Source organism: Bradyrhizobium sp. STM 3557, from assembly GCF_045571465.1.
Taxonomy (GTDB): domain Bacteria; phylum Pseudomonadota; class Alphaproteobacteria; order Rhizobiales; family Xanthobacteraceae; genus Bradyrhizobium.
Window position 1 is genome coordinate 3,580,547 of record NZ_CP120697.1, and the last position, 13,531, is coordinate 3,594,077.

The window sequence follows — 13,531 nt, forward strand, 5'->3', positions numbered from 1 at the left end:
CTAGCTGTCTGCCGTTAGATAGACGTTGTCCATGAATAGCGCGTCGATGCCCGATTTGCGGAACGTGACGATCGCGTCCGCCGGCGTGCAGACGATGGGCTCGCTGTCGTTGAAGGAGGTGTTGACGACGAGCGGAACGCCGGTCAGCTCATGAAAGCACGAGATCAGTTCATGGTAGCGCGGGTTCGACGCGCGGCTCACGAGCTGCAGTCGGGCGGTGCCGTCCTGATGCAGGACGGCAGGAATGCGATCCTTGCGGTCCGACCTGACCGGGCAGGCGAACAGCATGAACTCGTGGCTCCTCACGTGGTCGCCCACGTCGAACCATTCGTCGGCATGCTCGGCGAGGACGCTTGGCGCGAAGGGGCGGAAGTCCTCGCGGTGCTTGACCTTCTGATTGAGGATGTTGCGCATGTCCGGCCGGCGCGGATCGGCAAGGAGCGAGCGGTTGCCAAGCGCGCGCGGCCCGAACTCCATGCGCCCCTGGAACCAGGCGACGATCTTGCCCTCGGCGAGCATCTCGGCCGCGTCGCGGGCCGGGTTCTTGCTGAGCTGAGGCGTGAAGCCGGACGATTTGACCGCCGCGAGAATCTCGCGACGATCGAATTCGGGACCGAGATAGGGCGTTGAATTGCCACGCTCGGGCGGACCCTTTGCTTTTGCGCAATGCACGACAAGGGCGGCACCGATCGCGGTGCCGGAGTCTTGCGGCGCATAAGGGATGAATACCTCGGAGAAAAGGCCCGACCGCTTGACGAGTTCGTTGGTGACGCAATTCAGTGCGACACCGCCTGAGAAGCACAATTTGTCGAATGGCACCTTCCGTCTGACGCGCCGGGCCAGCGCCATGATCGCCTCATTCGTAGCGACCTGGAGTGCGGCCGCGATATCAGCGTGCCGGCGTTCGAATGCCATGCCCTCATAGCGCGGTGGACCAAGCAGGCTCTCCAATCTGCTCGTCTTGACCGACTGGAAGCCCATCGCTTCCGGATCGACCGCATAATCCTCCTCGCCGACGCGTATCATCTGCTTGAGCTGGCGACGAAAGGTCTCCGGATTGCCGTAGGCAGCGAGGCCCATCAGCTTGGAGGCGTCGTACGGGTCGAAACCGAGATAGCCGCAGATCACCTCCCAGGCGAAACCGAGAGAGTGGGGAAAGTCGTATGTCTCGATGGACTCGATATGCTTGCCGACGGCTTTCCCCAGCGTCGAGGCGGCCGCCTCGCCGATGCCGTCGACGGTGAGAATGGCGGCCTGGTCGAAGCCCGAAGGGAAATAGGCCGAGGCGGCGTGCGCGAGATGGTGGGGCACGAAATGGAATTTTTGTCGTAGCTGCCTTCGAAGAACTCCATCGGCGACATCGCGCACCTGGCCGAGCCGTAGCAGGAACACCTCCTCGGCGCGCGGGTCCTGCCACCACTCGGCGCGAAATCGCGTTCGGCGCAGTTCTGGATCAAACGAGTAGGCGACGTGATCGATGTCCTCAGCGGTCAGGCCGGCATAATCCAGGCAGAAGCGGATCGCGCGCTCGGGGAATTGATGCGGGTTGTCGACGTCGGGCCTCTTGCCGTGCTTGATGCGGCTGAACCGCTCCTCCTCGACGGCGACGACGAGCTTGCCGTCGACGAGCAGCGCGGCGGCCGTATCATGATACACCGCATTGATTCCCAGAATATTCACAGATTTACCTCTGCGCCTGCTGTTCCTCGCGCAGCGATGGTCGTTGGCTCCCGCCGGTCCCGCCGCCGCGCTGCCTACCAGGACGCGACATTATGGCATTCTCGGGCCGCAGCAGAAGGGCAGCCCAGGGGCTGCCCTTCTCGCATCGCTCAGATGAACAGCGGGATTGCTGAGATCGTTGTCGCTCGATCAGGCCGCGGCTGCGGCAGCGACCGGCTTGGGCTGGCGGACGATCGCCAGCGCCAGGAGAGCCGCGACGATGCAGAGCACGCCGGCCATGAAGAAAGCGGGCAGATAGCTCGCAAGCAGCGTGCGCGAGAGGCCCGCGCCGAACGCCGCGGTGCCGGCGCCGAGCTGATGGCCGGCGAAGATCCATCCGAACACCAGGTTGGCGCGCTCGGCGCCGAAGCGCTGCGCGGTCAGACGCACCGTCGGCGGCACGGTGGCGATCCAGTCCAGCCCATAGAACATCGCAAACAGCGACAGGCCGTAGAACGAGAAGTCCGTGAACGGCAGGAACACCAGCGACAGGCCACGCAGGCCGTAATACCAGAACAGCAGCCAGCGATTATCGTAGCGGTCCGACAGCCAGCCCGAGATGATGGTGCCGAAGAAGTCGAAGATGCCCATCGCGGCGAGCAGGCTTGCGGCCTGGACCTGCGGAATGCCGAAATCGAGGCACATCGGAATCAGATGCACCTGCACCAGCCCGTTGGTCGACGCACCGCAGATGAAGAAGGTCGCGAACAGGATCCAGAACGCAGCCGAGCGCGAGGAGTCGCGCAAGGTGCCGAGCGCGGCGGCAAGGATCGGTGCGTTGGTCGCAGGCGGCGCGGGCAGGGGCTCGGTGCTCTTGTCGCCATAGGGACGCAACCCGACGTCGCTCGGACGGTCGCGCATTAGCATCAGCACGGCGAAGGCCGCGACGCCGAGTGCGACGCAGACGAGACCCAGCGCCACGCGCCAGCCGAAATGGTCGGTCAGGCTCGCGATCAATGGCAGAAACACGAGCTGCCCTGTGGCCACGCTGGCCGTGAGGATGCCGACCACGAGGCCGCGGCGCTCGGCGAACCAGCGGGTCGCGATGGTCGCGCCCAGCACCAGCGCGGTCATGCCGGTGCCGATGCCGATCACGACACCCCACAGCGCAACGAGATGCCAGACCCTGGTCATGGCCAGCGAGCCGAGCAGCGCCGAGACCACGATGAGCTGCGCGGCCAGCGTCACGTTGCGCAGGCCGTAGCGGTTGAGCAGGGCGGCCGCGAACGGTGCCATCAGCCCGAACAGAATGAAGCGGATCGACAGCGCCGAGGAAATCTCCGCGGTGCTCCAGCCGAACTCATGCTGAAGCGGCACGATGAACACGCCGGGCGCGCCGACCGTGCCGGCCGAGACCAGGGCGGCGAAGAAGGTGACGGCGACCATCACCCAGCCGTAATGAATGTTGCGGCGGTCGAGCGCGGCCGCGAGCCAGTTCGAGATCATTGGGCCTCGTCAGGATGAAATGCGGGACGTTGAACCCCATTCTGACAGAACGGGGCAGATGACTGAAATGACTAAGTTCCCTCGTTTCAGGACATCGTTAGCTCGCGGTCCGCTCGACGGCGATTGCCGTGGCTTCGCCGCCGCCGATGCACAGGGCGGCGACCCCGCGCCGCAAGTTCTGCGCCTGCATCGCGTGCAGCAGGGTCACGATCAATCGCGCGCCGGTGGCGCCGATCGGATGGCCGAGCGCGCAGGCGCCGCCATTGACGTTGAGGCGCTCGCGTGGAATGCCGAGATCGCGCTGCGCGGCCATGGCGACCACGGCGAACGCCTCGTTGATCTCGAACAGGTCGACGTCGGCGACGCTCCAGCCGACCTTATCCAGGAGCTTGCGTATCGCCGGGATCGGCGCGGTCGTGAACCATTGCGGCTCCTGGCTATGGGTGGCGTGGCCCTTGATCTCGGCGATGACGGGCAGGCCATCGCGCTCGGCGCGCGAGCGATTGGCGAGCACGAGTGCGGCGGCGCCGTCGGCATTGGCGGACGAAGCAGCCGGCGTGATGGTGCCGCCGGTGCGGAACGCCGGCTTCAGCGCAGGGATCTTGGCCGGGTCGACCTTGAGCGGATGCTCGTCATTGCTGATCTCGCGCGGGCCGGATTTTTCAGCGATGGTGATCGGCGCGATCTCGGCCTTGAACGCGCCGCTTTCGACCGCCTTGCGCGCGCGGGTCAGCGTCTCGATGGCGTAAGCATCCTGGTCCGCCCGGGTGAACTGATAGGCCTCGGCGGTGGCCTCGCCGAAATCGCCCATCGAGCGGCCGGTCTCATAGGCGTCCTCCAGCCCGTCCAGCATCATGTGATCGAGAATGCGGTCATGGCCGGCGCGGTAGCCGCCGCGCGCCTTGGCGAGGAGGTACGGCGCATTGGTCATGCTCTCCATGCCGCCGGAAATCACGATCCCGGCGGAGCCGGCATGGATGATGTCGTGCGCCAGCATGGTTGCCTTCATGCCGGAGCCGCAGACCTTGTTGATGGTGGTCGCGCCGGTGGCATCCGGCAGGCCGGCAGCCCGCGCAGCCTGGCGGGCCGGCGCCTGGCCCTGGCCGGCCGGCAGCACGTTGCCCATGAACACCTCGTCGACGGCGTCGGCTGCGAGGCCCGCGCGCGTCAGCGCGGCCTTGATGACATGGGCGCCGAGCTTGTTGGCGCTCAGGGGCGACAATTCGCCCATGAAGCGGCCGAGCGGCGTGCGGGCGGCGGAGAGGATGACGACGGGATCGGGCGAGGCGGCCATGGCGTGTTCCCTTGATATCTGTGATATTACACTCATCATATAATCTGCCACCAGAATTGCAACGGACATGCCGAGCTGAACTTGCCGTGAGATAAACGGTGGATACTGCTGGCTCTGTCGTCATCATCCGCGAAAGCGGATGATCCAGTAAACACCGGCGATTACTGGATGCCCCGCCTGCGCGGGGCATGACGAACCCACGACCCCTGCAATCTCCGCCGCGATCATTCGTCCAAAAAGCGCAACCTTCTTGGAAAAAGTTGCGAAACCTATCGCTTCCGGTCGACGAATTCCTGCATCAGGCGCTTCGGTTCGTCGGTCAGGAACGCGCGGCCAAACGCGCCGATCGAGATATCGACCGATTGCTTCAGCGGCAGTTCCTCCCATTGCCGCAGCAGCGCCTTCTGTGCGCGCAGCGCCTGTGGCCCACACGCCAGCAGCGATGCCACCGTGTGCTCGACGGCAGCATCCAGCCCGCCGTCCGGCGCGACCTTGTCGACCAGACCCCATGCGAGCGCGGTCGGCGCATCGATTGTCTCCGCGGTGAGCAGCAGCCAGCGGGTGCGGCCCCAGCCGATCAGCCGCGGCAGCAGCGCGGCATGGATCACCGAGGGGATGCCGACGCGGACCTCGGGCATGCCGAACTTGGCATCATGTGCCGCGATGCGGATGTCGCAGGCCGCAGCCACTTCAAGCCCGCCGCCAAGGCACCAGCCCGGCATCCGCGCGACGACGGGAGCAGGGAAGGCGCGCACGGCTTCGCAGAGTTGGGCAAGGCGCGTGATGAACGCCTCGGCCGATGCCTGGTCGAGCCTCGCCATCTCCTTGATATCCGCGCCGCCGATCAGGCTCTTGCCGCTCTGGCCCGACAGCACCAGCACGCGGATCGAGGCATCGCCAGCGAGCTGTTCCAGGCCCGCGCGCAGACCGTCGGTCACAGCAGAGCTGAGGATGTTGAGCGAGCCGGCATTGCAGATGGTCAGCGTCACGACGCCGCGGGAATCGCGACCGATGCCGCAATGAGAATTGAGCATGTCCATGGAATATCTCGCGGGGCGACATTTACGGGCCAGGTGGCGAGGCCAGTTCCAGGCGAAACCGCGGCAATGTCAACCACCCCGATTTAGATCAATGCAAATTAATGAAATAGCTGCAGCGATCGCCGAACGAAGCTGCTATTATATGATTGAGAACATGCCATAGGACAGCCATGCGGTATTCTCCGGAACACAAGGCGGAAACCCACGCGCGAATCGTTCGCAAGGCCTCGGTGCGGCTGCGGGAGAAGGGCGCACACGGCGTCGGCGTCGCCGACCTGATGAAAGAGGCCGGTCTGACCCATGGCGGCTTCTATGCCCATTTCGCCTCGCGGGAAGCGCTTGTCATCGAGGCGTTCGGGGATGCGATGGATCGTTCGACCGAGCGATGGCGTAAGGTGCTGGCCGAGCTCGCGCCGGAGAAGCGCCTACCCGCGATCGTGGATGGCTATCTGTGTCCCCAGCATCGCGACGATGTGGGCCATGGCTGCGCCATTCCGGCGCTCGGTGCCGAGATTGCCCGCGAGAGCCCGAAGACGCGCAAGGCCTTCGCGGCCAAGCTCGAAGCCATGGTCGACCTGTTTGCCGAAAACATCATGGGTGTTTCGCCCAAGGTCGCGCGCAAGCGGGCCTCTGCGATGCTTGCGACCCTGATGGGTACGCTGGTGATGGCGCGCATCGCCGGCAGTGGCGAATTCTCGGACGAGATCCTGGACGCTGGCCGGGTCGCCGCGCTGGCCTGCGCGTATGGCGGCGATGTGCCGAAGAGCGCCGCGAAGCCGGTCGCGCGAAAGCGCACCATAGGCAAGACCGCGGCCGCAGCCGCGCGGCGTTGACGCCAGCCCGATCGCGTCCCGCAACCCGCCCCGACCGCGCGATGACGTCGGCGGTGGCGCGGCGGTAAGGGCAGCATTTTCGCAGTTCCGCCGCGCGGATAGACCCTTCCCAAACGCTGCAAAGACTGCAAGATGCCGGCCAAATCGGCACTTGGTTTACGGGAGGACAGCATGCGTTCAATCGGTCATTTCATCGGCGGCCGCGAGGTCAAAGGTACCTCGGGGCGGACCGCCGACGTGTTCGAGCCGATGACCGGCGAGGTCCAGGCCAAGGTGGCGCTGGCCTCTCGCGCCGAGCTGCGGGCAGCCGTGGAGAACGCCAAGGCCGCGCAGCCGGCCTGGGCCGCGACAAACCCGCAGCGCCGCGCGCGCATCATGATGAAGTTCCTCGAGCTGGTCCAGCGCGACTACGACAAGCTCGCCGAGCTGCTCGCGCGCGAGCACGGCAAGACAATTCCCGATGCCAAGGGTGACATCCAGCGCGGTCTGGAGGTGGTCGAATTCGCCTGCGGCATCCCGCACCTGATGAAGGGCGAATTCACCGAGGGGGCCGGCCCCGGCATCGACATTTTTTCGATGCGCCAGCCGCTCGGTGTCGTTGCCGGCATCACGCCGTTCAATTTCCCGGCGATGATTCCGATGTGGAAATTCGCGCCCGCGATCGCCTGCGGCAACGCCTTCATCCTCAAGCCGAGCGAGCGCGACCCCGGCGTGCCGATGAAGCTGGCCGAGCTGATGATCGAAGCCGGCCTCCCCGCAGGCATCCTCAACGTCGTCAATGGCGACAAGGAGGCGGTCGACGCCATCCTGGAAGATCCCGATGTTATGGCGGTGGGCTTCGTCGGCTCCTCGCCGATCGCGCAATACATCTATGAGCGTGCCGCCGCCCACGGCAAGCGCTGCCAGTGTTTTGGCGGCGCCAAGAACCACGCCATCGTGATGCCCGACGCCGACATGGACCAGGCGGTCGACGCGTTGATCGGCGCCGGTTACGGCTCGGCCGGCGAGCGCTGCATGGCGGTATCGGTCGCCGTTCCCGTCGGCAGGACCACCGCGGACCGGCTGATGGAGAAGCTGATCCCGCGCGTGGAGTCCTTGAAGATCGGCACCTCGATCGATCCGTCGGCCGATTACGGCCCGCTGGTAACGAAGGAGGCGGTCGAGCGCGTCAAGAACTATGTCGAGATCGGCATCAAGGAAGGCGCGACGCTGGCGGTCGACGGCCGCGGCTTCAAGATGCAGGGCTATGAGAACGGCTTCTACATGGGCGGTTGCCTGTTCGACAACGTCACCAAGGACATGCGCATCTACAAGGAGGAGATCTTCGGCCCCGTGCTGTCGGTGGTGCGCGCCAAGGATTATGCGGAAGCGCTGGCGTTGCCGTCCGATCATGATTACGGCAATGGTGTCGCGATCTTCACCCGCGACGGCGACGCCGCGCGCGATTTCGCTGCACGCGTGAACGTCGGCATGGTCGGCATCAACGTGCCGATCCCGGTGCCGATCGCCTATTACACGTTCGGCGGCTGGAAGAAGTCCGGCTTCGGCGATCTCAACCAGCACGGCCCGGATTCGATCCGCTTCTACACCAAGACCAAGACCGTGACCTCGCGCTGGCCGTCCGGCGTCAAGGACGGCGCGGAGTTCTCGATCCCGACGATGAAGTGACAGGGAAGACCGTCAGGACTTAGCGCCATCATTGCGAGGAGCCGAAGGCGACGAAGCAATCCAGACCTACCTCGCAGCGCTGGATTGCTTCGCTCGCAATGACGGCGAGACCAGTTAGCTCGGCTCAAGCAAGAGGAAACCCGACTGACGCATGCAATTCGCTCTCAACGAGGATCAGATCGCACTGCGCGACATGGCGCGGTCCTTCGCCGCGGAGAAGATCGCGCCGCATGCGCTGCGTTGGGATGAGGAGAAGCATTTCCCCGTCGATGTGATGCGGGAGGCCGCATCGCTCGGCATGGGCGGCATCTACATCCGCGACGATGTCGGCGGCTCCGGCTTGTCCCGGCTCGACGCGGCGCTGATCTTCGAGGCGCTGGCCACGGGGTGCCCGACCGTGTCGGCCTTCATCTCCATCCACAACATGGCTTCGTGGATGATCGACACCTTCGGCACCGAGGCGCAGCGCCAAGCCTATCTGCCGAAACTCTGCACCATGGAGCTGATCGCGAGCTATTGCTTGACCGAGCCTGGCGCGGGCTCGGATGCTGCGGCGTTGCGCACCCGTGCGGTGCGCGACGGCGATCATTACGTGCTCAATGGCCAGAAACAGTTCATCTCAGGTGCGGGCGCCACGGGCCTCCTGGTTGCGATGGTGCGCACCGCCGGCGAGGGCGCAGGCGGTATCTCGACCGTGGTGATCCCTGCGAACACGCCGGGCGTCTCGTTCGGTGCCAACGAGCGCAAGATGGGTTGGAACGCGCAGCCGACCCGCGCGGTGATCTTCGAGAATGCCCGCGTCCCGGTCGCCAACCGTCTCGGCGAGGAAGGTATCGGCTTCAAGATCGCGATGGCCGGGCTCGATGGCGGCCGCCTCAACATCGCGGCGTGCTCGCTCGGCGGTGCGCAGGCCGCGCTAGACAAGACGCTGGCCTATACCAGGGAGCGCAAGGCGTTCGGCAAGCGGCTCGATGAATTCCAGGCGCTGCAGTTTCGTCTCGCCGACATGGCGATCGAGCTGGAGGCGGCGCGCAGCTTCGTCTGGCGCGCGGCGGCTGCGCTCGACCGCAAGGATTCGGATGCGACCATGCTGTGCGCGATGGCCAAGCGCTTCGGTACCGATGTCGGCTTCGAGGTCGCCAATCAGGCGCTGCAGCTGCATGGCGGCTACGGCTATTTGAGCGAATATGGCATCGAGAAGATCGTGCGCGATTTGCGCGTGCACCAGATCCTCGAAGGCACCAACGAGATCATGCGGCTGATCGTGTCGCGCAAGCTGATCGAGGACGCGCGATGATGGATACGACGGCGGCCGCGGAGGCGGGCGACCTGATCGTTCGCCGGGAGGGCGCGGCCGGAATCATCCGGCTCAACCGCCCGAAGGCGATCAACGCGATGACCTTGGAGATGTCGCTCGGCATCGACGCGGCGCTCGATCGGTTCGAGGCCGATCCTGAAATCGCTGTCATCATTCTCGAGGGCGCGGGCGAGCGAGGGCTGTGCGCCGGCGGCGATATTCGCGGGCTCTATGAAAGCTCGAAACAAGGCGGCGATCTCGGCAAGGTGTTCTGGCGCCAGGAATACATCATGAACGCGCGCATTGCCGCGTTCCCGAAGCCCTATGTCGCGTACATGGATGGCCTCGTGATGGGCGGCGGCGTCGGCCTGTCGGCGCATGGCCGCCATCGCATCGTCACCGAACGTACCAAGCTCGCAATGCCGGAGGTCGGGCTCGGCTTCTTCCCCGACGTCGGCGGCACCTGGCTCCTGTCGCGTGCGCCCGGCGAGCTCGGCGCTTATTTTGGTCTCACTGGCCAGACCATGAACGGACCCGACGCGATCCATGCGCGCTTTGCCGACGCTGTCGTGTCGTCCGGCGAATGGCCGGCGCTGCGCGAGGCCCTGACCAAGGTCCGTCCCGGCACGCCGCCCCGCGAGATTGCGCAACTGATCGAGGGCTTCGCCACCGGCGAAAGTGCGGGGCCGGTCGCGGCGCAGCAGGACAAGATCGATGCCTGGTTCGCCCATGACAGCATGCACGACATCGTCGCCGCGCTGAAGCAGGACGGCTCCGAGCTGGCGCGCGCGACCTTGAAGGCGCTGCAGGAGAAATCGCCGCGCGGCATGGTCGTGACGTTGACGCTGCTGCGGCTGGCGCGCGGCGCCGCCTCGCTCGAGGAATGCCTGGTGCGGGAATATCGCGCTGCACTCGAAGTGTTCCGCAGCGATGATTTCCGCGAGGGCGTGCGCGCCGCGATCATCGACAAGGACCGTAATCCGAAATGGTCGCCGCCTGATATCGATGACGTGACACCGGCGATGCTGGCGCCGTATCTTGCCGAGATTGGCGCCGACGAGCTGACATTCCCGCCAAGTAAATCGCCAAGCAAATAACGGGACGTCCGAGGGGAGGAAAAGCAATATGGCAAGGATCGCATTCATCGGCCTCGGCAATATGGGCGGACCGATGGCCGCCAACCTCATCAAGGCCGGCCACGAGGTGGTGGCGTTCGATCTGGTCGAGGCGTTGCGAGCGCAGGCCAGGAGCGATGGCGCCGAGATCGCCGACAGCGCTGCGGCTGCGGTCAAGGGCGCTGAGATCGTCCTGACGATGCTGCCGGCCGGCAAGCATGTGCTCGCGGTTTGGAACGACGTCGTGCCCGCGATGTCCGAGGGCGCGCTGATCATCGATTCATCCACGATCGATGTCGAAAGCGCGCGGGCTGCGCATGCGCTGGCCGCCAAGCACGGCATCGCCTCCGTCGACGCGCCGGTGTCCGGCGGCACCGGGGGCGCCAAGGCGGCGACGCTCACCTTCATGTGCGGCGGCGAGGAGGGCGCGTTCGCGACCGCAAAGCCGATCCTGGAGGCGATGGGCAAGAAGATCGTCCATTGCGGCGGCGCCGGCGCGGGCCAGGCGGCCAAGATCTGCAACAACATGATCCTTGGCATCTCGATGATCGCGGTCGGTGAGGCCTTTGCGCTGGGCGAGAAGCTCGGCCTGTCGCATCAGGCGCTGTTCGATGTCGCCTCGACCTCGTCAGGCCAGTGCTGGTCGCTGACATCCTATTGCCCGGTGCCGGGACCGGTGCCGGCCTCACCCGCAAATAACGGCTACAGACCGGGCTTCGCCACCGCGCTGATGCTGAAGGATCTCACGCTGTCGCAGGACGCGGCGAAGGCAGTGGGCGCCGCGACACCGCTCGGCCAGCATGCACAGGAAATCTACAAGGCGTTCGATGCGGCGGGTAATAGTGGCGTGGATTTCTCCGGCATCATTCAACATGTCCGCAAACTGGCGGAGGGCGGGCGATGACGACCTTTCAAGACGCGCGCAGCTTTCTGCTGAACCATCGCACCGATTATGAAGCCGCCGTCAAGGGCTTTCGCTGGCCCGATCCGGTGCCGTTCAACTGGGCGCTGGACTGGTTCGACGCCGAACTGGCCCGCGATCCCGCAAGCCGTGATCGACTTGCGCTGTGGATCGTCGATGCGGCGCAGGACCGGCAGACCAAACTCTCTTTTTCGGCGCTGTCGCGCCGCTCCAACCAGGTTGCAAACTTCCTGCGTGCGCAGGGCTTGAGGCGCGGCGATCATTTGTTGCTGCTGCTTGGCAATGTCGTACCGCTGTGGGAGACCATGCTGGCCGCGATGAAGCTCGGCGTCGTCGTGATCCCGGCTACTACACTTTTGACAGCGGACGAACTACGCGATCGGCTCGATCGCGGCCGCGCCAAGGCGGTGGTCGCAGCGCAAGATCAGGTCGCGAAATTCGCGAGCCTCGGCGCGGAAGGGCTGACGCGCATCGTGGTCGGCACCGCCACAGATGGCTGGCTGCCGTTCGAGCAGTCTGCGAGCGCGCCGGAAGAGTTCGCGCCCGACGGTCCGACCAACGCCGACGACCCCATGCTGCTCTATTTCACGTCCGGCACGACAGCCAAGCCGAAGCTGGTGCGGCACAGCCAGCGCAGCTATCCGGTCGGGCACCTCTCGACCATGTACTGGCTCGGCCTGCAGCCCGGCGACATCCATCTCAACATCTCCTCGCCGGGCTGGGCCAAGCATGCCTGGAGCTGCTTCTTCGCGCCATGGAATGCCGGCGCTACGGTGTTCGTGGTCAACCAGCCGCGCTTCGACGCCAAGGGGCTGCTCGCCATCATCGGCCGTTGCGGCGTCACCACGCTGTGCGCGCCGCCGACCGTGTGGCGTCTGTTCATCCAGGAGCGTCTTTCCGACTTCAAGGTGGCCCTGCGCGAAGTCTGCGGTGCCGGCGAGCCGCTCAATCCCGAAGTGATCGATCAGGTGCGTAACGCCTGGGGCCTGACCATCCGTGACGGCTACGGCCAGACCGAGACCGCCGCGATCGTCGGCAACTCGCCGGGGCAGGCGGTGAAGATCGGCTCGATGGGCCGGCCGCTGCCGGGCTACCGCATCGAGATCACCGACATCGACGGCAACGTCACGAAAGAGGGCGAGGTGACCCTGGTGCTCGGCGCCGATCGTCCGGCCGGCCTCATGCAAGGTTATCAGGGCGATGATGGCAAGCTCTCCGGCACCGATGGCGCGCGCTATCGCTCCGGCGATGTCGTGTTCGCCGATGACGATGGCTATCTCACTTTCGTCGGCCGCTCCGATGACGTGTTCAAGTCGTCGGACTACCGTATCTCGCCGTTCGAGCTGGAGAGCGTGCTGCTGGAGCACGAGGCAGTTGCTGAAGCCGCCGTGGTGCCGAGCCCCGATCCGATCCGGCTCGCGATTCCCAAGGCGTATGTGCTGCTGACATCGGGCGCGGAGCGCTCGCGCGCCACCGCGCTGTCGATCTTCGAACATCTGCAGGCGCGGCTGGCGCCGTTCAAGCGGATCCGGCGCATCGAGCTTGTCACCGAGCTGCCGAAGACGATCTCGGGCAAGATCCGGCGCGTGCAGCTGCGGCGGCTCGAGCACGACAATAATCGCGACGACGCCCTGCGCGGCGTCGAGTTCAAGGAAGAAGACTTTCCCGAGCTGCAGCGCAGCCGTCCGACCGAAAGCTAGAGCATGGAACAGATCTGGAAGAAGCCGCCGATTTCGCTTGAGTCCTACCAGGCGCTGGTCGGGCAGGAGATCGGCGTCTCGTCGTGGCATGTCGTCGATCAGAAGCGCATCGATGCCTATGCCGATGTGATCGAGGATCACCAGTTCATTCACGTCGATCCGGAGCGCGCCAAGGCGACGCCGTTCGGCACGACCATTGCGCACGGTTTTCTCACGATGTCGCTGCTCAGCGTGATGTCCTATGAGGTGATGCCGGCGATCGAGGGCACCGCGATGGGCGTCAACTACGGCTTCGACAGGCTGCGCTTCATGTCGCCGGTCAAGTCGGGACAACGCGTGCGTGGCCGTTTCACTCTGGCAAAAGCCGAGCTGCGCCGGCCGAAGGAGTTGCAGTCGGTGACCCACGTGTCGGTCGAGATCGAGGGAGAGCCCAAGCCCGCACTCGTCGCTCATTGGCTCGGCCTCATCGTTCTCGCTTGAAAGTTCAGGATATCAGC

The 13,531-nt window shown here is 65.3% G+C and carries 11 protein-coding genes; 7 read left to right on the forward strand and 4 right to left on the reverse strand.

Features of this window, described 5'->3' with window-relative positions; translation table 11 throughout:
• The 4 genes from P6U24_RS16200 to P6U24_RS16215 all read right to left on the reverse strand — a co-directional run bounded on the left by P6U24_RS16200 (window position 1) and on the right by P6U24_RS16215 (window position 5,499).
• Complete coding sequence (locus P6U24_RS16200; RefSeq protein ID WP_407160067.1) at window positions 1-1,656, reverse strand: carbamoyltransferase; 1,656 nt, start codon at window positions 1,654-1,656, stop codon at window positions 1-3.
• Window positions 1,657-1,869: 213 nt separating this feature from the next.
• A complete protein-coding gene (locus P6U24_RS16205; protein ID WP_407160068.1) occupies window positions 1,870-3,165 on the reverse strand; it encodes an MFS transporter in 1,296 nt (431 codons plus the stop codon).
• Window positions 3,166-3,262: 97 nt separating this feature from the next.
• Entirely contained in the window at window positions 3,263-4,459 is a 1,197-nt protein-coding gene (locus tag P6U24_RS16210) for a thiolase family protein (RefSeq protein WP_407160069.1), read from the reverse strand.
• Window positions 4,460-4,728: 269 nt separating this feature from the next.
• On the reverse strand, window positions 4,729-5,499 hold the full coding sequence (locus P6U24_RS16215; RefSeq protein ID WP_407160070.1) for an enoyl-CoA hydratase: 771 nt from the start codon (window positions 5,497-5,499) through the stop codon (window positions 4,729-4,731).
• Window positions 5,500-5,669: 170 nt separating this feature from the next.
• On the opposite strand from P6U24_RS16215, the gene P6U24_RS16220 reads away from it, so the two are divergent.
• The 7 genes from P6U24_RS16220 to P6U24_RS16250 all read left to right on the forward strand — a co-directional run bounded on the left by P6U24_RS16220 (window position 5,670) and on the right by P6U24_RS16250 (window position 13,514).
• A complete protein-coding gene (locus tag P6U24_RS16220; protein WP_407160071.1) occupies window positions 5,670-6,332 on the forward strand; it encodes a TetR/AcrR family transcriptional regulator in 663 nt (220 codons plus the stop codon).
• A gap of 171 nt (window positions 6,333-6,503) precedes the next feature.
• Window positions 6,504-8,000 (forward strand): CoA-acylating methylmalonate-semialdehyde dehydrogenase, encoded by a 1,497-nt coding sequence (locus P6U24_RS16225; RefSeq protein WP_407160072.1) that lies wholly within the window; start codon window positions 6,504-6,506, stop codon window positions 7,998-8,000.
• 151 nt (window positions 8,001-8,151) lie between these two features.
• Window positions 8,152-9,297, forward strand: a complete 1,146-nt coding sequence (locus P6U24_RS16230; protein ID WP_407160073.1) for an isobutyryl-CoA dehydrogenase — start codon at window positions 8,152-8,154, stop codon at window positions 9,295-9,297.
• Window positions 9,294-10,394 (forward strand): enoyl-CoA hydratase/isomerase family protein, encoded by a 1,101-nt coding sequence (locus P6U24_RS16235; protein WP_407160074.1) that lies wholly within the window; start codon window positions 9,294-9,296, stop codon window positions 10,392-10,394. Before P6U24_RS16230 ends, P6U24_RS16235 begins: the two co-directional genes overlap by 4 nt.
• 28 nt (window positions 10,395-10,422) lie before the next feature.
• Window positions 10,423-11,316 (forward strand): 3-hydroxyisobutyrate dehydrogenase, encoded by an 894-nt coding sequence (gene mmsB, locus P6U24_RS16240; RefSeq protein WP_407160075.1) that lies wholly within the window; start codon window positions 10,423-10,425, stop codon window positions 11,314-11,316.
• Complete coding sequence (locus tag P6U24_RS16245; RefSeq protein ID WP_407160076.1) at window positions 11,313-13,034, forward strand: AMP-binding protein; 1,722 nt, start codon at window positions 11,313-11,315, stop codon at window positions 13,032-13,034. The genes mmsB and P6U24_RS16245 overlap by 4 nt, the downstream gene beginning before the upstream one ends.
• 3 nt (window positions 13,035-13,037) lie before the next feature.
• On the forward strand, window positions 13,038-13,514 hold the full coding sequence (locus tag P6U24_RS16250; RefSeq protein WP_407160077.1) for a MaoC family dehydratase: 477 nt from the start codon (window positions 13,038-13,040) through the stop codon (window positions 13,512-13,514).
• The last annotated feature ends 17 nt before the right edge of the window (window positions 13,515-13,531 follow it).

Coding starts and splice junctions, on each gene's coding strand:
- P6U24_RS16205 (WP_407160068.1), bottom strand. CDS start 3,165: ATGATCTCGAACTGGCTCGCGGCCGCGCTCGACCGCCGCAACATTCAT.
- P6U24_RS16225 (WP_407160072.1), top strand. CDS start 6,504: ATGCGTTCAATCGGTCATTTCATCGGCGGCCGCGAGGTCAAAGGTACC.
- P6U24_RS16230 (WP_407160073.1), top strand. CDS start 8,152: ATGCAATTCGCTCTCAACGAGGATCAGATCGCACTGCGCGACATGGCG.
- P6U24_RS16220 (WP_407160071.1), top strand. CDS start 5,670: ATGCGGTATTCTCCGGAACACAAGGCGGAAACCCACGCGCGAATCGTT.
- P6U24_RS16235 (WP_407160074.1), top strand. CDS start 9,294: ATGATGGATACGACGGCGGCCGCGGAGGCGGGCGACCTGATCGTTCGC.
- P6U24_RS16210 (WP_407160069.1), bottom strand. CDS start 4,459: ATGGCCGCCTCGCCCGATCCCGTCGTCATCCTCTCCGCCGCCCGCACG.
- P6U24_RS16250 (WP_407160077.1), top strand. CDS start 13,038: ATGGAACAGATCTGGAAGAAGCCGCCGATTTCGCTTGAGTCCTACCAG.
- P6U24_RS16245 (WP_407160076.1), top strand. CDS start 11,313: ATGACGACCTTTCAAGACGCGCGCAGCTTTCTGCTGAACCATCGCACC.
- mmsB (WP_407160075.1), top strand. CDS start 10,423: ATGGCAAGGATCGCATTCATCGGCCTCGGCAATATGGGCGGACCGATG.
- P6U24_RS16215 (WP_407160070.1), bottom strand. CDS start 5,499: ATGGACATGCTCAATTCTCATTGCGGCATCGGTCGCGATTCCCGCGGC.